Raw genomic sequence first — 21356 nt, 5'->3', positions numbered from 1 at the left:
CCTGAACCACCCTGGCCTATCCCCACGCTCGATCCAGTTCAGCGTCGCGCGGCTTACGGGTGGTGCCAAGCGCCAGGGCAACCGCCGCGTGGATCGACCCGCAGGCGGCGTCAATCTGGGTCGTGAAGCCCAGGCGCACCGCCTCGTTCACGCGCTGCTTGGACATGAGCGCGCCGCGCACCTCGCCGGCCAGGCTGATCTCACCGAACGCGACCACGTTGTGTGCCACTGCGAGCCCTGTGAACGCGGAGGCGATGGCGAGCGCGATTGCCAAGTCGGCGGCCGGTTCATTTAGACGGATACCGCCGACCGTTGACACGTAGACGTCTTTGGTCGACAGATTCATGCCCGCACGCTCCTGCAACACGGCGAGGAGCATGGCCACGCGGGCTGAGTCGACGCCGCTCGTGACGCGGCGCGGGTTCGGAGCCTGGGTGTCGGTGACGAGCGCCTGCACCTCGACCGGCATCGCGCGGCGACCCTCCAGAGCGACCGTGACACAGGTGCCATCGACCGGCTCGGTGGCTCGGCTCAGAAACAACCCGCTCGGGTCGGGCACCTCGACGATGCCATCACCGGTCATCTCGAAGCAGCCAACCTCGTCGGTCGGTCCGAATCGATTCTTGAGCGCCCGAATGAATCGCAGCGACGTCTGGCGATCGCCTTCGAACTGGCAGACCACGTCGACCAGGTGCTCAAGCACCCGCGGCCCGGCAATCGAGCCGTCTTTGGTGACGTGACCGACCAGCAGCACCGGCAGATTGCGGTCTTTGGCGACCCGGATAAGAGTGGATGCGACCTCCCGCACTTGGCTGGGCATGCCCGGCGAACCGTCGGAGAGTGCACTCGACACGGTCTGCACGGAGTCGATGATAATGAGGTCGGGCTTGACCGCGTCGATCTGACCGAGAATGACCCCGAGGTCGGTTTCGGCGGCGATGTACAGTTCGGGTTCGAGCGCGTTGGTGCGTTCGGCGCGCAATCGTACCTGGCTCACGGACTCTTCTGCGCTGACGTAGAGCACGCGGCTCTTTGCCGCCGCCGCTTTGGACGCGACTTCGAGCAGCAGCGTGGACTTGCCAACGCCCGGCTCGCCGCTGAGCAGAATCACCGACCCGGGCACGATGCCCCCGCCAAGCACCCGGTCGAACTCGTTGATGCCGGTCGGCCAGTGGGCGGCGGCGTCCGTTTCAACGTGGGTGATGGGGCGCGCGATACCATCCCCGACGAGTGTGACGGCCTTGAGCTTGCGGGTAATGCCTGCTGCCTGGCCGGCGTCGACGACGGTGCCCCACTGCTGGCATTCGCCGCAGCGGCCCGCCCATTTCAGGGTGGTCCAGCCGCACTCGGAGCAGCGAAAAGAGGAGACGGGTTTTGCCATATCCCGAGCCTAGCCGGGGCCACCGACAGTCGGCCGTGCGCGCGGCGCAGCCTCTAGCTGGCCTCGGTTGGCGTATGGCTGACCGCCGAGAAACGGTGCGCGACATCGGCACTCATGGCCGGCAGAAACGCTTCCGCCCAGGACCGGTATCCACGGTCGTTGGGGTGAAAAAGATCCTTGGCGACGTGCGTCAAGATGCTGCGGAAGCCAGCCCGTTTGGTCGTCGCGTGCAGCGGAACCACCGTCAGCTTGTTAGCGGCGGCGATCCGGCGAATGATCTCGTTGGCCACCGCCACCTTGATTTCGTTGTGCGGCAGGTGAAAGCACGGGAGGTCGGCGACGAAGGCGTGCGGTGGCAGCGCGTCGAACACAGAGCGGATACCAGTTTCAAAGGCCTCAGGGTTCCATTGGGCGATGTCGTTGGCGCCGATCGCGACCGTGATGAGGTCGGGCTCGAGCTTGTCAAAGCGCGGAAGCTGGTCGCGCACAGCCAATGCAACCGTGGCACCCGACACGCTGAGATTCACGACGCGAACCGTCCGTCCGGTCGCCAGCCGTACGTGATCAGCGAGAACGCCGACATAGCTTTTGTTTGGGCTTGAGGCCCCGATGCCCTGGGCGGCACTGTCGCCAATAGCGACGTAGAGCAGTTCGCCCGGGTGTTTGGCGTTTTCGCGCCACCACGCCGAGTGCACCGGAAGCGTTTCGTTGAGAATGGCCTTCTGCTGGTCGAGGTCGTGCCGCCACCAGGTGCTGACGAGCACGAGGCCTGTCGCGACAACGGCTGCTCCGGTAGCGATGGCAGAACGGATGCGTGGAGTTGGTGAGGTCACCCGCTGAGGCTACTCCGCGGCATCCGAGTGTCGGCTGCATGTTCGCCGATTCGCGCCTGACCCCAGTCTCTACTAGAATCGTCCGCGGTACCGTGTCCGAGCGGCCGAAGGTGCGACTCTCGAAAAGTCGTGTGGGGGAGACTCCACCGTGGGTTCAAATCCCACCGGTACCGCCACGAAAAACCCCCTACATCCCAGTGTTTCACTGGGGAGTAGGGGGTTTCGTTTTACCTGTTATCTGTCAGGACATCTCTGACGGTTCTGGGTCAGTTAATCTCTGACCATTTTGTGGTGTTGGGTCCTGACAGTTCTCCGTCGATGTTTGAGGGATGAGCCGAATTGAACCTGTCGATTCCCGTGTCCGTCTTGCCATCGTCCAGTGGCCTCCCGCGGCTCCGCATGGAGCGGTGAGCACGTTCTGGCCGAGCACAACATCGCGCGGGAGACGTTTTACGCGATCCGGAAACGTGCCGCACCGGAGGGGCCGGCGGCGGCATTGGAACCGCGATCGAGACGCCCGAAGCGAGCCCGCCGAAACTCACGGACACGACCGCCCAAAAGGCGATCGGGGTACGTAAGGCGTTGGAGCAGTCCGGGACGGATTACGGGAATACAATCCGCGGATGAATATCGACTGATCGGGTTGCAGAATCGATTTATCCGCTGGATTCGAGGTGGTGAGTTTGACCGTTCTAGGTGACTTTCCATTTTTCACGTAGTCAGAAGCCTCTACCGACTCCGACGCTGGACAACACAAGGCGCCACTCCTGGTCACCAATGTCGCGGCTGGAGGGACATGGTTTTTCCAAGGCCCCGGGACGAGAGTGCAATTATGCGTGAATTATTCGCGCACTTTTATGAAGGAGTGGATGACCGTGAAAACCAGCCCATCTGCGGCGGGTCCTGGAAACAGGACTTCTTCCGTAAGGCGCGCGACCGTGTTTGGAGTCTCAGCAGCAGTGCTGATTGCACCGTTCATCATCGCTGTACCGGCCGCTTCGGCGGCTGTCCCGACCTTTCCCAACAACATCGTCGTCTTCCCTGACCGCGACTTCATCACCATCGAGGGTTACCAGGAACACATTGGCCAGGTCGCAACCGTGGAGGTGACGCGTCCCGGGGTAGGTGTGATTGGCTCAGCGGAGTCGGTTGTGGGCGCGGGCGATGTCGCGTTCGAGATCAACCACCCGGGCGGGGTCTGCTGGGGCGCCGGCACAACCCTGAAAGTTACCCCCGACATCCGGTCCGGAGATCTCGTGTCGATGAAGTTCGGTGCAACTGCAGCCGGTGACACCACAACCCAAGACGTATATGTGACAGCAACGCCGGTGCTTGCCGCCGACGGCGTCACCGTCACCATCAACGGTTTCATTGGCGACGGTGCAAATCAAGCTCAGGTAGAGCAACGAATCGTCGAACCAGCGTTCAAGAACACAGCTATCGGCCGTCGGGACGTGCGCGCTGTGCCTGGACCGCTTACAGCCAACGTGGGCTACAGCTCATCGCTCGCGTTCGGCATTGCGGGCCCTAACACTTTCACGGCCACCTACGTGTTCGACAGCCAGGATGCTGCCAGCATTGCTGCTGCCGCCGGAAGCGGTGTGCGCGCGATGTCCTGGCAGCTCGAAGATGCCGCCGCTAACCGCCAAGGCCTCACCATCGCCGAGTTTGGCGAATTGGGCGGTCCTGGAATGGGCGGATGCCCGAACGGTCCGTTGCAATCAGGACCCGCCGGAGCGACCGATGTGATCGCCGCCACGGTGGCAGATTCCCTCAAGATCACGTGGACGCCAGCACAAGCGATCCCCGGCACCCCGGCGATCACCGGCTACCGGGTTCACGCGGTGGCGCAAACGGTCATCAACGGAGAGCGCGCGGAATTTGGCAAGCGCATCGACTCCCCTACGGCGAAGGCCACCACGATTTCGGGGCTTAATCCAGCCGAGACGTATGACGTTTTTCTCGTTTCAGTAAGCAGCGCGGGCGAAACCTTCCCCGCCGTGCATGCCATCCCGGTCACCGACATCGTGGCGCCCCTGGTTACGGCCTCCCCCCAGAGCGGGTCATTCCGCACCGCCCAACAGCTCACCCTGAGCTCCAATGAGGCGGCAGCTGAGCTGTATTACACGACCGATGGGTCGGATATTTTTCTATCCGGCGGCACTTTGTCCGCGGTCGCTGTGCTCTACACGCAGCCCATCAACATTGCCGCAACGACGACCGTGAACTTTGCCGCGGTCGACCCATCCGGCAACATCTCGACGCAGGGCCAGGTGGTGTTGACCGTCACGAATGATCCTCTCCCCTCCACGCCAACCTTCTCCTCGCCACCGCTCGCCGGCACGGGAAGCGTGACGCTGAACTGGGCTGCTGCAAACCCTGGGGCACCGGAACTCACGGTGACAGGCTATTCCGTGCAGGCGTACACCGCTGATGGAGCTGCGGCGGGCCCCGCACGCACCACTGCGGGAGATGTGACGACACTCGTCTTCGACGGTCTGACTCCAGATACGGCCTATCAGTTTACGGTCACTGCGAGCAATGCTAACGGCTCCAGTGTCGCATCGGCGAAGTCCGACCCGGTCCAAGCACTCGGCGCTCTCGTCGCTAACGCGGGAGCCGATCAGGCGATCACTCGGGCAGTCACCGCAACCACGGTGGTGCTCGATGGTAGCCGCTCGACCAGCACGGAAACGACCTACCTGTGGGAGCAGGTGCTCAATGGGCCAACGGATCCCGACCGCGTCACCCTTTCAGGGCCAACGACGGTCAAGCCAACGTTCGCCTTGCCGCTCTTCGCGACACCGATGACGAACAATCCGCTGACCTTCCGACTGACTGTTACTTCGGGTTCTGCCGTGCGCACCGATGAGGTGCGAATCACGCCGATCGCCAGCCAGATCAGTGTCACCGGGGCGAGGTGGAAGGCGCGCGACTTTAGAATCGACGGTATCAGTTCGTCGGTCGGCGGCACCGTGACGATCCATCGTGATGGACCGACCGGTCCTGTCATTGGACGAGCGCCAATCACCGCAGCGGCGGCGCCGCAGACCGGTGGAGTGTTTACCTACCGGCTCAGGACTGGGGTCAGCAACCCTGGCACGGTCTGGCTCGATTCCACTCTGGGTGGCGTCGTGGGTCCGGTGACCGTGACCGCGGGGTAACGGCCACGAGATGACACCGGAACGGGCTCTCACTGCATCAGCGGTGAGAGCCCGTTTCGGTGTCGGTACGGCGTTTGATCTCTTTGTTGACCCGTTCCAACGGGTTAGTCGACCAAATCTGTCGCCAGTGACGCCGCGGAAAAGCAGCGAACGCGAGCAAGTCGGGTTGGGCATCGGTGAGCATCGCGGCGACCTTCGGGTGGGACCTTGCAAGCATGGTGGTGGCCGCACGAAACTGCTTCTCGATGTGCTCGCGATCGGGCTGGGCGAAGATGGTGCGGATGATCGACGCCACCATCTCCTGGGATCCCTTCGGCACGACCGCGAGGACGTTTCGCATGAAGTGCACCCGACACCTCTGCCAGCCGGCGCCCTGAAAGACCGTCCCGATGGCCTTCTTCAGCCCAGTGTGAGCGTCAGACATGACAAGCTTCACCCCGTCCAGACCTCAAGTCTTCAGAGACCGCAGGAAGCTCGTCCAGAAGCCTTCATTCTCGCTGTCGCCCACGTCAAACCCGAGGACTTCCCGGCGCCCGTCGGCGGCCACGCCGATCGCGACGACGACTGCTTGGGACACGATACGGTGCCCAACGCGCGCCTTGCAGTACCTGGCGTCGAGGAACACATACGGGAAATCCTGCGCGGCCCGGGTCCGGTCGCGGAACTCGGCCACTTCCGCATCGAGGCCGGCGCAGATCCGGAATACCTCCGACTTGGAGATGCCGGTGTCAGCGCCGAGCGCTTTGACCAAGTCGTCGACCTTGCGGGTTGAGACACCGCTGCCTCAAACGATTCATCGCCCGCAGCATCTATCGCTCACTGGCGACCCTTACTGCTTGACTTCAACTATAGAAGGGTCGTGTGATGTGCCTTCTGTGGAACTTTGAACGGTACTCACTGACCATCCCACGGTGGCTCCTCACGTTGACGAAGCAACACTCAAATCCGGGACACAACACCACTCAATGGGACATGACCCTGGAGGGCCATCTGAGGGGCCGAATTCACTTACATGCATAATGTGCGTGCTCTCATCAAGGCCGGTGAAGCAATCAACCAGCGACTCCGGGATGATCGTTCAATTCTCGCGGCCTGATGCGCTCCTGACCGAATTCTGCTCGGCGCTGCAAACGATCGAGCCTCAGACCTGGCACAGTCCGAAAGGCGTCGGCAAGCATGCGAAAGATGGCTCCGCTGTGAGTGATGGTGTGGGTAACCTCTGTCTCTTGGTCGGCAAGCGCAACGAGTTTCCAAGCGCCTGTTTCATGCGCCTGTAATCCGTCCAGGCGCCAGACAACGTAATCCGTGGACACCTGTTCGTAGATGATCGTGGGGGAACCAGGTAGTTTGGCTCGAATCGAGTACGGCTTGCCAACCAGCGCACGGGGATCGATCGCTGTGACAGAAAGAATCGCGGGATTCCACTCCGGCAGGCGGCGAATATCGACGAGAATGTTTGCAATCGTCGCCCTCGATGCGTTGATGACGCGACTTTCGATGTATTCCATCACTCGCTCCGTATTCTGGCCCGTAGAAATTCTTCAAGAACGGATGCTCGCGCTCCCCAGTCACAGCCTAGGGGCAGGGCACACTGGGCCAGGCTTGCCCTCACCAAGTCAAGGGCCGAACGCGCCAGAGAGCTTTGCCTAACCGAACCACCGCGCGCGGTATCCGCTCAGCGATTGGACTCCCTAATCATTCGATCGACAGTTCTCGACGCGCTGGTCGTAGAATGCATATTCGGATAGGGACATCAGCACTCACTGGCGGCGGTGCTGAGTCGTTGAAGGAGCTCCGCGAGCGCTGCCTGCTCCCCGCTGCTGAGCGCGGCGGTGATGGCGCGCTCGGTTTCGAGGTGATCTGGCAATGCCGTCTCGATAAGATCCCTTCCACGATCGGTGAGCGCGACGAGCGTGCCGCGACCGTCGTCGGGGTTTGCGCGGCGCACGACAAACCCCCGGCTCTCCAGCTTGTTCAGTCGCTGAGCCACTGCGCTCGTTGAAATCATGGCCTCATGAGCCAACTTCAGCGGAGTGATCCGATAGGGGGCGCCGCTTCTCAGAAGTGTTGCGAGCACGTCGAAGGAGGCAGCATCCAAACCGTGCTCGGCGAACGTTTTGGCAAGTCGCGATTCCACGACGAGGGTGGTGCGACTTAATCGACCAATGACAGCCATGGGTGAGACATCAAGGTTGGGCTTTTCTGTATTCCACTGTTCGATGATTCGATCGACTTGGTCCGGCATGTAGCCATACTATCAATTACTAAGCGCTTAGGTATAATGACTAAGTGCTTAGCAATCGAACTTTCTTGTTGGTGACGACAGCTTTGGCCCCGGCGATTTGGGGCACGACATACCTGACAACCACCATGCTGTTGCCGGAGGATCGGCCGCTGCTGGCGGCTACGTTGCGCGCACTTCCTGCGGGAATCCTTTTGCTCATGCTCTGCCGAAGTTTGCCACGCGGCGCCTGGTGGTGGAAATCCTGGGTCCTGGGCATCCTCAACATCGGAGCGTTCTTTGCGTTGCTCTTCATCGCGGCCTATCGGCTCCCTGGTGGTGTGGCCGCAATCATGGGCGGGATTCAGCCGCTCATCATCGCGCTTCTTGCCAGCCGTGTCCTGCACGAGCGATTGACAGGCCGGGTCGTCGCCGCCGGCGCTACCGGCTTATTCGGCGTGTGCCTCATTGTGCTCCAGGCCCAAGCGCGCCTCGACGCCGTTGGGCTCATGGCCGCTATCGGCGGAACACTCTCTATGGCATCCGGGATCGTGCTCACCAAAAAATGGGGGCAGCCCGAGTCCCCGCTAACGACCACCGCATGGCAGCTCATCGCAGGCGGCCTCTCCCTCCTGATCCTTATGCTCGTAATCGAGGGCCCTCCCGTAGCTCCACTGACACCGCCGAACATCATTGGATACACCTACCTCTCGGTCATCGGCACCGCGTTCGCGTACGTCATGTGGTTTCGTGGAATCGCACGGCTTGCCGCGAGCACCACGGCTTTCCTTGGCTTACTCAGCCCCGTCGTAGCCATCCTCCTCGGCTGGATAATTGCCGGCGAGGACCTCGTTCCAATGCAGATAGCCGGGATCGTCATCGTTCTCGGTTCAATTTGCGCCGCCATCACTTCCAGAGCCGCAACCGCCGACGTGCTGCGGTGAGTGACCCACTCTCCCCGATATCCGTTTCGTAAGCTGGTCCCCCTAAAGCCGCCGCCCAGTAATTCAGGCCGCGAGCTTTTTGAGGTACCGAGCCAGGGCACGTGGAGCTGAGCGGGGGGCTTCAGCCTCAACAACCGCGTTGTAATTCGTGTTGGTGTTCACGTCGTAGGTGAGCACTCGGCCGTCTTCGGCTTCGATGAACTCGATGCCGCACACTTCCAACCCGTTGCGGCGCGCGAACTCGAGGTATTTCTCGATGATCGAGTGGTCGAAGTCTTCGCGCAGGCTGAATAACTGCTGACCGGCTACGGGTGCGATGGTGGCGCCGGGAGGCATGATCAGCTCGCGGGTGATCGGGTCGATGGCGCAGGCATCCGCTGGGCACAGCTGGAAGCCGCCGCGCGCGGTGTCGGCCTTGACGGCGTAGATGAACTCGCCCCCCACGATCTCGGCCCGGGTGATGAACGGTTCCGCAGCCTGGATGTATTCCTGAATCAGGGTGATGCCATCTTGCGGCTCCTCGAACTCGTCAGAGGCTACGTACTCGGCGAGCTCTTCGTGGCTCGTAAACTTGCGCACGCCCAGACCCTTGCCGCCCTGATTGTGCTTGGTCATGAACGGGGTGGGAAAATCGCGTGCGGCGGCGAGGATTTGCTCGCGGCCCACCGCAGCCACTGTGCGCGGGGTGTCGATGCCAGCGGCCTTGAGCGCGACCAGCTGCTCGACCTTGCTCATCTCGAGCTCGAGCACGCGCCGGCCATTCACCGTGCGGCGGCCGTGAGCCTCGAGCCAGGCCAATACGGCGCGCGCGTAGTCCTTCGACTTTCCATGGTCACGGGTGTGAGCGGATGCGCTGATGCGCGACCAAAAAATTCCCTCCGGTGGTACCGAGTCCAGGTCGAGAACGCCGTCGGTGAGCAGCCATTCCTGCACCTCCATACCCTCTGCTTCAAAGGCCCGGGCGAACGGCGGGAACCATTCAGGGTTCTCGTGCAGGGCGTAGATCGTGGGATGGGTGGAAGTCATAGAAATCCTTTCGGTTTGCACTGCACTCAAGGAGGCTCCGGCGCCGGGTATTCCTTGGGTCTTACATGGTTACTACTGCGGGATCATGATGCCGTTGCCCGGGCCCATCGGCAGGTCGAAAAAGAAGAAGACGCTCAGCACTGCTACCCAGGCAAGCCAGAACGTGACAGCGAAGGGAAGCATGCGGGCGATGACGGTGCCGAGCCCCGCTTGTGGCTCGTATTTGCGCAGCATCGTGAGGAGCACGATCATGTACGGGTTGAGGGGGGTGAGTACCTGGGTGGCCGAATCCCCGACCCGGAAAGCACCCTGGATGAACGCGGGTTCATAGCCAAGCAACACGAATAGCGGCACGAACACGGCGGCCATCAGCGTCCACATGGCCGAACCGGAAATGATGAAAAGGTTCAGCAGCGAGGCGAGCAATACGAAGGCAATGACGGCCGAAAATCCGGTGAGGCCGATGGACTCCAGGCCCCCGGCTCCTGCAACGGCCAGCCAGCTTCCGATTCCGGAGAAATTGAACAGGGCGACGAACTGGCCGAGGATGAACGCGAGCACGAGGAATCCGCTCATGTCCTTGATAGCGTGGCCCATGACGCGCGGTACGTCGCTGCCCGTGGCGATGGTTCCGGTGATCTTGCCGTACACCAGCCCCGGAATCACGAATGTGGCGAAAACGATGAACACGATCGAACTCAACAGGGGCGAGCGCGGCAAGAACCCGTCGTCTTCGTTTCGCCAGGGGGAGTCCGGCAGGAGCACGCCGACGAGGATCACTCCGGCGACGACGACGCCGGCCACGAACGCCCAGAACAGGCCGCGATTCTCGGTGTCCGTGAGCCGTGTGTGCATCACTGCGGCACCCGACACGTCGCCGTCGTCGATGATTTCCTCGCGCGCGATTCCCTGCCGGCCCAGACGCGGTTCCAGGATTTTGTCGATGATGAAGCCGGCCAGGGCGATGAGTACGAGCGCGGAGACCACATTGAAGAAGTAGTTCGATACCGGGGTCACAACGGAACCGGCGTTGGGTAGGTTCTGTGTGACCGACGTGGTGATCCCGGCGAAAAGGGCGTCGAGACTTGTCACGAAAAGCGAGGTCGAGTAGCCGGCACCCACGGCGGCAAACCCGCCGAGCAGTCCGGCGACCGGATGCCGGCCGGCGGCCTTGAATACCAGGGCGGCAAGCGGCGGGATGACCACGAATGCGGCATCCGACATGATCGACCCCACAACCCCCACGAACGCCACGGCGTAAGGCAGTGACCAGCGCGGCGCCGAGCCGAAAGCCTTACGAATCAGCGCGGAGAGCAGGCCGGACTTCTCGGCCACACCGACCGCGAGCAGGATGGGTAGCACCGTCGCCAGCGGCGGGAAGCCCAGGTAGTTGACCCCAATGTTTTGGGTGAACCAGGTGAGTCCCTCGGCGGTGAAGAAGCCCTTGATCACGGTGGTCTCGTCGGTCCCGGGCAACTGCACCGTGACGTTGGCCCAGGCCATAGCAGTCGACGCCACCGCCGTGATTGCGAACAGCAGGAGGAAGAGCATGAAGGGGTCAGGCAGCTTGTTGCCGACGCGTTCGATTCCGCCGAGGACACGGTCGATCACGACGGTGCGCCGAGTGAGGGTCTGTGCTGAAGACATGGGGACTACCTTGCGTCGGATGGAATAGAACGATCGGTGTGACCGAAGTTTTGCAAGTCAGTCGAAGAAGTGCGGCACATCGATGGCGCCGCCCTGCTCCGCGAACTCATTCGCCACGCTGCGGCGCAATTCGGCGTCGCAGAGAAAATCTAGGGCGGTCAAGGCGAGACCGCAGGCACCGTCGAGGGCGCCCGATTCTGCGGCATCCGTTGCGGCGGCTGCCGCAAATTCGCGGGTGTGCAGGGCAACGTCGGGCGCCGCAATTTTGATCAGGGGGTGGATGCCTGGGATGCGATGGCTTACATTGCCGAAGTCGGTGGACGCTGCGATGGTTTCTGACACCACGCCAAGCGGGAGCGGCTGGCGCCCACGGCGCTGCTGGGCGGCGACCCAGCGACCGGTGAGCGCGCTGTTCGTGCGCACGGGCAGTGAGGGGGCGTGCTCGTCCCAGTCGATCTCAACACTCGTTCCCGTCATCAAGGCCGCGCCGCGCGCGATGTCGTCCAGTCGCGCGCTGAGGTCTTTGAGCGTGTCCGCGAATTTGGAACGGGCGTAAAGCTTGAGTACTGCGCGCTCGGGAATGATGCTTGGACGCGTTCCCCCCTCGCTGATGACAGCGTGCACGCGGTCAACCGGCGGTAGCTGTTGGCGCAGCAGTCCAACGGCCTGGTACGCCAGGGTTGCAGCATCGAGGGCGTTACGACCCATAAAGGGTTGAGCGGATGCGTGCGCCGCGACGCCCGTAAACGTTACGGTGAGAACGCGGCGGCCAAGCCACACCTGGTCGGCGAGGTCGTACCCGTAGGGGTGCACCATAATCGCGGCGTCGACGCCATCGAAGGCACCGTGCCTGGCCATCACTTCTTTGCCGGAGAAGCCTTCCTCGGCGGGAGTGCCGAGCAAAACCACCCGGCCGCTGAATGCGTCGGGGTTCTCTTTGAGCGTGTTGGCCAGCGCGAGGAAAGCGCCGACTCCGGTGGCGGCAATCACGTTGTGCCCGCAACCATGCCCAACGTCGGGCAAGGCGTCGTACTCGCTGAGAATTGCGATGGCCGGGCCGTCGTCCGAGCCGATCTCGGCGCGGATCGCGGTGTCGAGTCCGTGAACGCCGAGCTGCGCGGCTATCCCATGGCGACCGAGCAGCTCCACCAGATAGGCGGCGCTCCGACGCTCGGCGAAGGCGATCTCCGGGTCGGCGTGCAGGGTGTGAACGACGTCGTTCAGGTCCCGGGCGAGCGCCTCCACCTGGGCTTCAACGGCGGTTGCGAGTTCCTCCGGGGCCCCGGAGAACGGCGACGGCACCGACTCAGAGGTCAGTACCCTGCGGGCCGTTTCGGCCTGAAGCTTCTGCAGATACGTGGTGCTCGGCACTATCGAATGGCTCATAGATCCACCCTAGACAGGGAGATTGCCTCGTGGTGCCGTTCTGACCTACACCGTCATCTTCAGAACCTGTGCTGGCAGCACACCCCGCCTGACCGGGGATGAACGACCAGGTCAGGCGTGTGCCTGCGCCCCTGAGTCGATGGTGACCTCGGCGAGCCGCTTGATCGCGGCGAGGGTTTTCGGGATGCCGTCGAGGGCTTGCTGGGTACGGTCGGTGATCTGAGCGTGCGCGTCTTCGCCGAATTTCTCCTCGAACATGGCGATCCCGTCCGGCAGGAAATCCCAAGACTCTGTGAGCCTCGTCCCGGTCTCTGCGGCGTCGAAGCTGAAGCCCCAGCGCACGAAGCTGCCGCCCACCACCCAGGCAAACTCGCGACCGCGCTCTGCCGTCACTACCTCAGACCGGGTTTCCCAGGTCCGGTGTGGGAGCTCGTTGTGCCCGGTAAACCAGGCACCGACCCGGCCGGCCTCGGCCTCGTCGTCCCACCAGCATGACGTACAGACCGGGCTCCACTCACCGGTGCGGGTGATGTCGGAGAGCAGGTCGTAGAGAAACGCGGCCGACGCCGCGACGATAACGGACTCTTGGTGGCTAAGGATGCCTGTCTCACTCATGCGTTTACCCTAACGGAGGTAGTCACTTCTTCTGCCGTCGACTGCCGCCATGCCAGTCCTCCTGCTTTCCGACCGCGTCCACGTCGATTCCGAACGCGGCCAGCTGTGGCTGCTCGCGCAGGCTGCGTTTGAGCTCGGCAAAACCCGGGAAGCGTGCCAGGGCGACTACGTGGTCCCACAACTCGACCGCCGAGTCTTCGTGTGGCAACCGGCTGATCACCGGCCCGAAGAAGGCCACACCGGCGGGCGGCTCGAAGTGGATGATGGGCGTGCCCACGTCTTTTCCCGTCAGTGAGAGCGCCTCGTCTGTCTCCTGCTGGATCTCGATGTCCCAGGACTCGTCGTCGAGAGCTTCGGCCAGCTCGAGCGGCAAGCCAGCCTCGGCGAGGATCGGCTCCACGAACTTGCGCGTCCCGCGGAGTTCACGCACCTCGCCCTCGGTTCGATGGTCGTCCGGGGCGGTGTCGAAGATGTGGGTCCCGAATGCAGCGTACAGCGGCGCCACTGCCTCGCGGCCGTGCTCCGCTCGCGCCCGGGCGGCTACCCGCAAAAGCCGAAGCCCGGCGGTATGGCCCGCTTCGTACTCGGGAGGGAAGTGCGCGTCGTAGTCGACGTTGGCATTGATCAGGCGCAAGGAGATGAACCGCCAGTCCACGGTGTAGTCGCGCCGCTTTTGCACCTGTCGCACCCACTTGCTGGTCATCCAGGCGAAGGGGCAGACCGGGTCGAAGTAAAAGTTGATGTCGGCGTCCATACGTCCACCCTAGGTCAGTGCCATAAACACGACCGAGATCGACCTGGCGAGGTGGGCTTGACGAGCACCCTCGCAATCGATCAGAACTCGCGTTGGATCCGGACGGCGGATGGGTGAGACAGCTTTCCTGCGCAGGTCACAGTTGATCGCTGAGTTCTTGGGCTTCTCGATAATAATCTAGGAGCGTTAGTTTCGAAGCGGCTCCCGGATCCAGGATGACGACGGCCCTGCGGTGCAGTTGCAGTACCGATGCCGGGCAGTAGGCGCTCACGGGTCCTTCGACCATCGAGCGGACAGCGTCTGCCTTATTTTCGCCCAGTGCTACCAGTACAGCTTGTTTGGCGTCTCGAATTGTTCCCAACCCTTGGGTCAGGCACAGCCTAGGAACCTCACCTTTAGGAAAGAATCCGGCGTTGTCCGCCCGTGTCACCCCGGACAGGGTTTTCACCCGGGTACGTGATGCCAGGGATGAGGTCGGCTCGTTGAACCCGATGTGCCCGTTGGCTCCGATACCGAGGATCTGAATATCGATTCCACCGGCAGATACGATCGCCGCGTCGTACCAGTTAGCTTCGTCGACTAGATCCGCTGCGTCCCCGCGGGGTGTCAGCAACTGCTCCAAGGGCAGGTCGATGTGATCCACGAATTCACGCCGGATGGTCGAGTAGTACGACTGCTCATGGCCGGGTTTCAACCCGGCGTATTCGTCCAGGGTGAACGCCGTGACCTGGTTGAAGCTCAACGACTCGTCACGGTGACGCCGGATGAGTTCCCGATAGGTGCCGGCGGGGGAGCTGCCGGTTGCCAATCCCAGAACTGTCGGGCCTTGCCGGAGTCGCGCTTCTACAACATCAGCGGCCCGGGCTCCGACCTGTTCGGGTGAGTCACACAAGATAATCTGCACGATCCGTCCTTTCAATCTTTAAGGGAATGCCTGCGCGGTAAACCTGCAGCACTTCGAGGTTTTCCGTAGTTGCCAGCAGGTCGGCGCGATAGCCCGCGGTGATGGTGCCCCGCCCGGTAAAACCCATCAGGCGCGCGGGAGTGGATGATGCAGCCGCGACGGCGTCGATCAGCGGTATTCCCCACTCGACGCAGCGGCGCACATTGTCCAGCAGCGTGCTGGTCCCGCCAGCGATCGCCCCGCGTGTATTTGGGTCCGCCGGAGCCAGCCGGGCAATGCCGCCTTGAACGATCACGTCCAGACTTCCGAGGGAGTATGCCCCATCGTTCATGCCTGTGGCCGCCATCGCGTCGGAAATTAGGGCGATTGATTGCGGACCGACCAAAGCAAAGACCATGCGAACGATTTCTGGATCGAGATGCACACCGTCGGCGATCAACTCCAGAATCATTCGGTCAGGCGTGCGCTGAGCGGCCTGCAGCAGGACCGCGACCGGCCCGGGCACGCGATGACCTAGCGGTGGCATGCGATTGAACAAGTGCGTGGCCGACCAAGCCTGGGTGTCTTCAGGAGGCATGCTTGCCAGGGCGTTGCGCGTCTGGGCTGCTGTGGCAGCAGTATGCCCCAAAGAGGGAACGACGTCGTAGTGTCGGCACAGGGACACTAACTCCGCGAAGTGGGGGGTCTCCGGGGCGATGGTGATGGATGTCACCGTGCCTTGGCCGGCTTGAAGCCATTGCTCCAGCAGCGCTGGGTTGCCGTCGATGATCGCGGCTGGGTCCTGCGCACCGCACATGCTCTCTGCGAGGAACGGTCCTTCCAGGTGCAACCCGGCCAGGGTGCCGTCCCGCACCAGTTCGCGCAGTACCGTAATTTGTTTCAGTAGTACGGGTGACGGCGCCGCGACGAGTGAGGCGAGTATTGACGTGGTTCCGTGGGCAGCATGATAATTTGCGGCAACATATGCGCCGTCAAGATCCGAGGCGAAGGTGTGGCCCCTTCCACCGTGGCAGTGTACGTCCACCAGACCGGGCAATATCAGGGGTACCCGCTCGATAGGACTACTGATTCCGGCAGGTATGTCAACGGCCGGACCGCACCAGCGGATACGTCCGCCCTCTAGCCAGACCGCGCCATCCTCGATAGCGTCTTCCCCAAGCCGCCCGGTGATGAGGCGGCCCCTCAAGGCGCGGACGGGTGATTCGGAGAACACCGCTGCTGAATCAGCTTGCATCAGGCGTGGCCATGGACGGGGTTCCTTCGGTCTCGTCCTCGCGGCCGAGGGTGCGGAGGTTCCAGCGGCGGATGACGAAGCGGAAGAGAACGTAATAAATAGCCGCGTAGATGAGCCCGATCGGTATTAGCCACAACGGTTTCTCGGCAATTCCGAAGTTCAGCAGGTAATCGATCGCTCCCGCCGAAAAGCCGAAACCGTGATGGATGCCGAGGAGGTTTACCACCAAAAACGACGTGCCGGTCAAAATGGCGTGGATGACGTATAGCGGCCAGGCGACGAACATGAAGGAAAACTCGAGTGGTTCGGTGATGCCGGTGAGGAAGGCCGTCAGACCGGTAGAGAGCATGACACCACCCACGATCTTTCGCTGCGCGGGCCTTGCCTCCTGCCAGATCGCCAGGGCGGCTGCGGGCAGGGCGAACATCATGATGGGGAAGAATCCGGTCATGAAGACGCCCGCGGAGGGATCTCCCGCGAAGAACCGGTTCAGGTCTCCATTGGTGCCTTCGTAGTCACCGATGATAAACCAGACGATCGAGTTCAGAATATGGTGCAGTCCCAGGGGAATGAGCAGCCGGTTGAGGGTACCGTAGACACCACTGCCGATCACTGTGTTCTCCGCAACGGCGTTTCCGACGCTGGTCAGGCCGCGATCGAAGACCGGGTAAATCAGTGCCATGACGACGCCGATGACGATGCCGGCGAGGGCCGTCAGAATCGGGACCAGACGCCGGCCAGCGAAGAAGCCCAGCCAGTCGGGCAGTTTGGTGCGGTGGAAGCGCTGCCACAACAACGCTGTGGTGAGGCCGATGATGATGCCCGCTAAGACGCCGTAGTTGATGACGGGCTCTTCGCCACCTTCTGGAGCGGCACCGAGGACAAGCGGTGCCATGACCTCGAACACGTTGATCATGACCAAATACCCGACGGCGGCGGCAAGCGCGGTCGAGCCGTCGCCCTTGCGGGCAAACCCGAAGGCAATGCCGATGGCGAAAAGCAATGGAAGGTTCTCGAATAACGCTCCACCCGCTGCGCCGATGACCTGGGCAGCCGTGGTCAGGGACTCAAACCGACCCAGCAGGTCATCTTGGCCGAGCCGAAGTAAAAGGGCTGCGGCCGGAAGCGCGGCGATGGGCAGCATGAGACTGCGCCCGAAGCGCTGCAGGTTCTGCAGCGCTTTGCCGGTGCCCTTGCCGGAGTCGGGTGCGACTGCTGCGCCGGCATTCTGAGGCCTGGCGGTGTTATCCGTTGACACGGTGTTTCCCATCTCGAAAGGTGCAGTGCTTGTGTGGATCGGGCGGACTCTGTACGGTCGAACTAGCTGGTTATAACCAGTGGCTGTAATCACTGTGGGGGCTAAGCGGGGTTGTTGTCAACCAGACAGGCTTCCCGAGCTCGTACAGAAAAAGTGCGGCGCAGCGAAACACCACGTCAAACGAAAGTGAGGAGCAGAACATGTCCAAAGCAGAAATCATCCTGGCAGCGCTGGGCGGCGCGGGTAACGTGGAAGAAATCGAAGGGTGTATCACGCGTTTGCGCACCGAAGTAGTGGATGCCGCGCGGGTTGATCAAGCCGCCCTGAAAGCCGCCGGTGCCCACGGCGTGATGGTGGTGGGTACTATCGTGCAAGTAGTAGTCGGCCCCGAGGCTGAAAACCTGGCTGAGGACATTCAGGACCTGATGTGACCTCGGTGCTACAGCACAGTGCCATCCACGTGGTCTCGCCGTTGTCTGGTCGGGTGATCGCGGCAGCAGACATTCCCGACCCGGTTTTCGCTAACGGATTGGTCGGCTATGGAGTTGCTGTCGTGCCGGACAGCGATGCCGACATGCTCACCGCTGTCGCGCCGATGACCGGTCGGGTGGTCAAAGTCATGCCGCACGCCTACATCGTGCAGCACGTCTCCGGGCCAGCTGTCCTGGTCCATGTCGGGATCGATACGGTCCACCTCAAAGGCGAAGGCTTCATCGTGCACGTCCAAAAGGGTGACCAGGTGGAAGCCGGCGACCGCATGATCAGCGTCGATGTCGCATTGATACGCGCGAAGAACCTCAGTCCGTGCTGCCCTGTCGTGGCCCTGGACACCAAACCGGGCGCTGTACTCATTGACAGCATCGGTTCGCGGGTTGAAGCAGGTGAACTTCTCTTCGAACTGGTGGAGAGTTGAATCGATGGACACACACAACGAGCTCAAACATGTCTGGGTGCGCCGGCAACTACAGGAATTGGTGGCCGCCGGCCTGCGCCCAGGAGACGCTCTAGTCGGCGAACGGCAACTTGAGGAACAATTCGCAGTCTCGCGCATCACGGTTCGTCGCGCAATTTCCGACCTCGTGCACGACGGAGTCCTGGTGCGAGTCAGAGGAAAAGGAACGTTTGTTTCCCATGGAATGGTGCGCTCCACTTTGCACCTCGCCTCGTTCAACGAAGATATGAGGGCCGCTGGTTTTGAGCCCAGCACCCGCGTTATTTTCGCCACCACGGCTATCCCGCCAGAGGCAGCCGCCGAACATCTGGGTTTGACTCCAGAAAGCGCAGCCCACCACATCTGCAGATTGCGCCTGGGCAACGGCGCACCGGTCAGCGTGGACGAATCGTGGCTGCCTATCCGGCTCCTCCCCAATTTGCTGTCAGAAAACCTCGACGGATCGTTATACCGAATCCTTTCCGTCAGCGGCCACCCTGTTCAACGGGTGGAACAAACAGTCGAAGCTGCTCCAGCATCGGAAACAATCGCTGCGCTACTGGACATCGGAGCGGGCGCCCCTGTTCTCCTCTTCCGTCGCCGCTCCTTTACTGGATCCGGCACGCCCATTGAATATTCAATTTCCACCTACCGCGCAGACCGATATCAAATATCCATGCAGTTAGAGGCGCCAGTACGAGCGGGGTAATGCGAAAATAACCGTGCAGCCGTCGATGCGCCAGCGTCCTTGTAGGCCATCACATCTATTGGGAGACCAGCGGCAACCCTGCTGGAACACCCGTACTCATGCTTGAAAACAACGCGGCCTGCGTTATCAGGAGAAGTGATCGGCGATGAAGCCGTAGACGGACCCGGTACCGGATGTCCCCGTTGGCGTGGTCCAAAGCTCACCGCGGTTCCGTCTTCAACGGGCATATTCCACATCGGTGATCGAGAGTCCGGCTTCTTCGAGCGCCATCCCCACGTAGAACGCTGGATCGGTCTGCTCCTGAGGGTCAGGTGGGCTCTTCCTCGTTGGCGACCGTCTCAATCCAGTCGATGTCGTCGTCGGACAGGTAGACGCCGTATTGTTTGACGCATGTTTTATGACGACGGATGTGCGTCCAGAGCGCAACCTGCTGGAAGACCATTCCGCGGTCGATAAACTTTGGATATGTCAGACCAGCACTTCGAGCAGGATGAAACCCTGCGCCTGCCGACCATTCAGTTTCGCGTCGTTCTCGATCTGGGCCCCCGGCTCGCCGCGGCCGTCACCCTGCCGGCGGAACTGGCGCACCCGGACCTGTTCGCCGACCGCGACGATGAAGGCGGAGCGCTCAACCTGTCGATCGACTTCGACAGCGGCCAGCTGCACGTGCTGCTCGACGAGGCCGGCCCCAGTTTTCACTACCACGGCACAAGCGACCCGTTCGAGAGCCCGTGGCCGGACGATCAGACCGAAAAATTACTCGAGTGGGCGCTCATTCTGGTGCAGGAAATCGACGCCCTCGATGACCTGCTTGACTCGATCTTTGAGGCCGCCGAGTGGTTCGAGCAGGGACTCACACTTTACGTTCCCGAGACTGAACCGACCCAGCTCGAACTGATCGAAGTCGGCATTATCGGCGAGCTGCTGACACTGCCGTGGCTTGGCTCCGGGCGCGTCGACCACGAGCATGTCGAAGGGGACAACCATCCGATCGCCCTGCTCTGGAATATGAACAATGACGACCCCGACACGCCGATCGCTCGCGCCTGGCTCGACCTCGACACCGGCGAGCCGAGAACGGCCGCCGAGCCGGGGGTGGACTGGAACGCCGTAGCCATGAGCGAAGACGAGGTTCTGGAGTGGCTTGTCGGCATCTACACGAACCATCACGTGGCTCCGACACCCGAGGCGCAAATCATGCGAGCGGCGCTGGAACGCCTCGGCGGCATCCGCTAAGCAGGCTTTGATATTTTGCGGCTGGTCGGGCTGACCCGCGCGCTGACGTCGGGCGAACGGAGGGCACCGTGTCACACGCAGCCGGGCCGCTAGCTGGAGCTCGGCGCCCGGGCCAACGTGGCGAGCAGGCGTTCAAGGGGGCCCTTGCCCAGAAAATACCGCCACAGGCTGGCGCCGATGAAGGTGAGCAGCAGCATACCGATCAGCAGCGGCCAGCCCGGATAGTCGATTTCGGCGCCGCCTCCGATGACGGTCAGGGCGAGAATCTGCACGGTGTAGACGGTCAGTGCCATCGAGCCGGTCGCCCCGACCGGCCAGAGGATCACGCGCAGGGCACGCCCCACAGACCGCCGCTGAACGGCGGTGAGCCAGAGCAAAGCTCCAATGACCGCGACCGCGATCCCGCCGGAGCCGGTCACCTCGGCGATCGATCCGGAATGGGCCACGGCATTGACCCCGGGGATCACGATGGCGGCGCCGTAGCCGGCGACCGCCGCTGTTGTTCCGACACCGACGAGGGCTACCTGGTTTTTCGCCCTGAGCAGATCGGAGCGCGTGATGATGAGACCCGCGATCAGGAACGGCATCCAGATGAGCACGGGGTAGGTGCCGTTCAGAAAGAAGTAGTCGACGAAGTAGCTGACCGGCGGCGCCCCGACATCCACCTCACCCTGAGCGGCTCCGAGCCACGGAGCGCCGAACAGGAAGACGACGCCGATCAGGGCCAGCAGCCAGCGGCGCAAAAACAGCATCGGAATCAGCAGCAGAAACATGAGGGCGTAGAAGTGCAGAATGACCGCAACGCCGCTGTGCAAACTGGCCAGCACGACGCCGAGCAGAAACAGGACTAGCGCACGTACCACGATGCCTGTTACGCGGTCGGAGCGCTGGCCGCGCACGAGCGGATGCTGTGACCCGGTCATGATTCCCAGCGACACCCCGGCCAGGGTCGCGAACAAAATCGACGAACGCCCGTCGGCGAGCAGCTCGGCGTCGCCCAGACGCGGGATGGCATGCGCCACGAACATGCCGACGATCGCCAGGCCTCTGGCGATGTCGATGCCGACGACCCGCTCGCTCGGGTCAGGCCTCGTCTTCATGAGAACAGGCTAC

Annotated in this window: 20 protein-coding genes, 1 tRNA gene and 1 pseudogene; 7 read left to right on the top strand and 15 right to left on the bottom strand. The window is 62.3% G+C overall.

Features of this window, described 5'->3' with window-relative positions:
• Nucleotides 1-16: 16 nt before the first annotated feature.
• Nucleotides 17-1381, bottom strand: a complete 1365-nt coding sequence (gene radA, locus CXY70_RS17070; protein WP_104193500.1) for a DNA repair protein RadA — start codon at nt 1379-1381, stop codon at nt 17-19.
• 53 nt (nt 1382-1434) lie between these two features.
• Nucleotides 1435-2214: an SGNH/GDSL hydrolase family protein gene (locus CXY70_RS17065; protein ID WP_233206002.1), complete on the bottom strand. Its 780-nt coding sequence runs from the start codon at nt 2212-2214 to the stop codon at nt 1435-1437.
• A gap of 86 nt (nt 2215-2300) precedes the next feature.
• Here CXY70_RS17065 and CXY70_RS17060 point away from each other — a divergent pair.
• Nucleotides 2301-2390: transfer RNA gene (locus CXY70_RS17060), tRNA-Ser, on the top strand.
• Nucleotides 2391-3152: 762 nt separating this feature from the next.
• A complete protein-coding gene (locus CXY70_RS17055; RefSeq protein WP_233206001.1) occupies nt 3153-5378 on the top strand; it encodes a fibronectin type III domain-containing protein in 2226 nt (741 codons plus the stop codon).
• Nucleotides 5379-5439: 61 nt separating this feature from the next.
• Here CXY70_RS17055 and CXY70_RS17050 read toward each other — a convergent pair.
• The 3 genes and pseudogenes from CXY70_RS17050 to CXY70_RS17040 all read right to left on the bottom strand — a co-directional run.
• A pseudogene (locus tag CXY70_RS17050) lies at nt 5440-6156 on the bottom strand (IS256 family transposase); the annotation flags it as partial.
• A gap of 274 nt (nt 6157-6430) precedes the next feature.
• Nucleotides 6431-6886, bottom strand: a complete 456-nt coding sequence (locus CXY70_RS17045) for a hypothetical protein (protein ID WP_104193498.1) — start codon at nt 6884-6886, stop codon at nt 6431-6433.
• 245 nt (nt 6887-7131) lie between these two features.
• On the bottom strand, nt 7132-7623 hold the full coding sequence (locus CXY70_RS17040; protein ID WP_104193497.1) for a MarR family winged helix-turn-helix transcriptional regulator: 492 nt from the start codon (nt 7621-7623) through the stop codon (nt 7132-7134).
• A 44-nt stretch (nt 7624-7667) separates the two neighbouring features.
• Between CXY70_RS17040 and CXY70_RS17035 the strand changes: the two genes are divergently transcribed.
• Nucleotides 7668-8543 carry an EamA family transporter gene (locus CXY70_RS17035; protein WP_104193496.1) on the top strand — a complete coding sequence of 292 codons (876 nt, stop codon included), beginning with the start codon at nt 7668-7670 and terminating at the stop codon, nt 8541-8543.
• A 63-nt stretch (nt 8544-8606) separates the two neighbouring features.
• On the opposite strand, the gene CXY70_RS17030 is transcribed toward CXY70_RS17035, so the two are convergent.
• The 8 genes from CXY70_RS17030 to CXY70_RS16995 all read right to left on the bottom strand — a co-directional run bounded on the left by CXY70_RS17030 (nt 8607) and on the right by CXY70_RS16995 (nt 17379).
• Nucleotides 8607-9569 carry a RimK family alpha-L-glutamate ligase gene (locus tag CXY70_RS17030; protein ID WP_104193495.1) on the bottom strand — a complete coding sequence of 321 codons (963 nt, stop codon included), beginning with the start codon at nt 9567-9569 and terminating at the stop codon, nt 8607-8609.
• Between the two features lie 72 nt (nt 9570-9641).
• Complete coding sequence (locus CXY70_RS17025; RefSeq protein ID WP_104193494.1) at nt 9642-11216, bottom strand: AbgT family transporter; 1575 nt, start codon at nt 11214-11216, stop codon at nt 9642-9644.
• A gap of 57 nt (nt 11217-11273) precedes the next feature.
• Nucleotides 11274-12602, bottom strand: coding sequence for a M20 family metallopeptidase (locus CXY70_RS17020; protein WP_104193493.1), 1329 nt, complete (start codon nt 12600-12602; stop codon nt 11274-11276).
• 111 nt (nt 12603-12713) lie between these two features.
• Nucleotides 12714-13217 carry an SRPBCC family protein gene (locus tag CXY70_RS17015; protein WP_104193492.1) on the bottom strand — a complete coding sequence of 168 codons (504 nt, stop codon included), beginning with the start codon at nt 13215-13217 and terminating at the stop codon, nt 12714-12716.
• 22 nt (nt 13218-13239) lie between these two features.
• Complete coding sequence (locus CXY70_RS17010; RefSeq protein ID WP_104193491.1) at nt 13240-13971, bottom strand: hypothetical protein; 732 nt, start codon at nt 13969-13971, stop codon at nt 13240-13242.
• A gap of 136 nt (nt 13972-14107) precedes the next feature.
• Complete coding sequence (nagB, locus tag CXY70_RS17005; protein ID WP_104193490.1) at nt 14108-14875, bottom strand: glucosamine-6-phosphate deaminase; 768 nt, start codon at nt 14873-14875, stop codon at nt 14108-14110.
• A complete protein-coding gene (locus CXY70_RS17000) occupies nt 14856-16109 on the bottom strand; it encodes an N-acetylglucosamine-6-phosphate deacetylase (RefSeq protein ID WP_104193489.1) in 1254 nt (417 codons plus the stop codon). Before CXY70_RS17000 ends, nagB begins: the two co-directional genes overlap by 20 nt.
• Nucleotides 16099-17379: a PTS transporter subunit EIIC gene (locus CXY70_RS16995; protein WP_104193488.1), complete on the bottom strand. Its 1281-nt coding sequence runs from the start codon at nt 17377-17379 to the stop codon at nt 16099-16101. The genes CXY70_RS17000 and CXY70_RS16995 overlap by 11 nt, the downstream gene beginning before the upstream one ends.
• 80 nt (nt 17380-17459) lie before the next feature.
• On the opposite strand from CXY70_RS16995, the gene CXY70_RS16990 reads away from it, so the two are divergent.
• The 3 genes from CXY70_RS16990 to CXY70_RS16980 are packed head-to-tail and all read left to right on the top strand — an operon-like array spanning nt 17460 to nt 19007.
• The gene (locus CXY70_RS16990; protein WP_255412061.1) at nt 17460-17798 is read left to right on the top strand and encodes a glucose PTS transporter subunit EIIB; all 339 of its coding nucleotides are present in this window, start codon (nt 17460-17462) and stop codon (nt 17796-17798) included.
• A complete protein-coding gene (locus CXY70_RS16985) occupies nt 17795-18280 on the top strand; it encodes a PTS glucose transporter subunit IIA (protein WP_104193486.1) in 486 nt (161 codons plus the stop codon). Before CXY70_RS16990 ends, CXY70_RS16985 begins: the two co-directional genes overlap by 4 nt.
• A gap of 4 nt (nt 18281-18284) precedes the next feature.
• Nucleotides 18285-19007, top strand: a complete 723-nt coding sequence (locus CXY70_RS16980) for a GntR family transcriptional regulator (protein WP_104193485.1) — start codon at nt 18285-18287, stop codon at nt 19005-19007.
• A 307-nt stretch (nt 19008-19314) separates the two neighbouring features.
• Here CXY70_RS16980 and CXY70_RS18530 read toward each other — a convergent pair whose 3' ends face one another.
• Nucleotides 19315-19449: a hypothetical protein gene (locus tag CXY70_RS18530; RefSeq protein WP_255412060.1), complete on the bottom strand. Its 135-nt coding sequence runs from the start codon at nt 19447-19449 to the stop codon at nt 19315-19317.
• Between the two features lie 23 nt (nt 19450-19472).
• Between CXY70_RS18530 and CXY70_RS16975 the strand changes: the two genes are divergently transcribed.
• On the top strand, nt 19473-20243 hold the full coding sequence (locus tag CXY70_RS16975) for a hypothetical protein (RefSeq protein ID WP_104193484.1): 771 nt from the start codon (nt 19473-19475) through the stop codon (nt 20241-20243).
• 89 nt (nt 20244-20332) lie between these two features.
• On the opposite strand, the gene CXY70_RS16970 is transcribed toward CXY70_RS16975, so the two are convergent.
• A complete protein-coding gene (locus CXY70_RS16970) occupies nt 20333-21343 on the bottom strand; it encodes a heparan-alpha-glucosaminide N-acetyltransferase domain-containing protein (protein ID WP_104193483.1) in 1011 nt (336 codons plus the stop codon).
• Nucleotides 21344-21356: the final 13 nt, after the last annotated feature.

The organism is Cryobacterium sp. Y82, assembly GCF_002929495.1.
GTDB classification, from domain to species: Bacteria; Actinomycetota; Actinomycetes; order Actinomycetales; family Microbacteriaceae; genus Cryobacterium; species Cryobacterium serini.
This window is presented reverse-complemented; position numbering and strand designations above follow the sequence as displayed.

Excerpts from the sequence above, each read along its gene's own strand:
- CXY70_RS17000 (WP_104193489.1), bottom strand. The coding sequence starts at position 16,109 with ATGCAAGCTGATTCAGCAGCGGTGTTCTCCGAATCACCCGTCCGCGCC.
- CXY70_RS17025 (WP_104193494.1), bottom strand. The coding sequence starts at position 11,216 with ATGTCTTCAGCACAGACCCTCACTCGGCGCACCGTCGTGATCGACCGT.
- CXY70_RS17020 (WP_104193493.1), bottom strand. The coding sequence starts at position 12,602 with ATGAGCCATTCGATAGTGCCGAGCACCACGTATCTGCAGAAGCTTCAG.
- CXY70_RS16980 (WP_104193485.1), top strand. The coding sequence starts at position 18,285 with ATGGACACACACAACGAGCTCAAACATGTCTGGGTGCGCCGGCAACTA.
- CXY70_RS17010 (WP_104193491.1), bottom strand. The coding sequence starts at position 13,971 with ATGGACGCCGACATCAACTTTTACTTCGACCCGGTCTGCCCCTTCGCC.
- CXY70_RS17030 (WP_104193495.1), bottom strand. The coding sequence starts at position 9,569 with ATGACTTCCACCCATCCCACGATCTACGCCCTGCACGAGAACCCTGAA.
- CXY70_RS16995 (WP_104193488.1), bottom strand. The coding sequence starts at position 17,379 with ATGGGAAACACCGTGTCAACGGATAACACCGCCAGGCCTCAGAATGCC.
- CXY70_RS17045 (WP_104193498.1), bottom strand. The coding sequence starts at position 6,886 with ATGGAATACATCGAAAGTCGCGTCATCAACGCATCGAGGGCGACGATT.
- CXY70_RS16975 (WP_104193484.1), top strand. The coding sequence starts at position 19,473 with ATGTCAGACCAGCACTTCGAGCAGGATGAAACCCTGCGCCTGCCGACC.
- CXY70_RS18530 (WP_255412060.1), bottom strand. The coding sequence starts at position 19,449 with ATGGTCTTCCAGCAGGTTGCGCTCTGGACGCACATCCGTCGTCATAAA.
- CXY70_RS17040 (WP_104193497.1), bottom strand. The coding sequence starts at position 7,623 with ATGCCGGACCAAGTCGATCGAATCATCGAACAGTGGAATACAGAAAAG.
- radA (WP_104193500.1), bottom strand. The coding sequence starts at position 1,381 with ATGGCAAAACCCGTCTCCTCTTTTCGCTGCTCCGAGTGCGGCTGGACC.
- CXY70_RS17015 (WP_104193492.1), bottom strand. The coding sequence starts at position 13,217 with ATGAGTGAGACAGGCATCCTTAGCCACCAAGAGTCCGTTATCGTCGCG.
- CXY70_RS16970 (WP_104193483.1), bottom strand. The coding sequence starts at position 21,343 with ATGAAGACGAGGCCTGACCCGAGCGAGCGGGTCGTCGGCATCGACATC.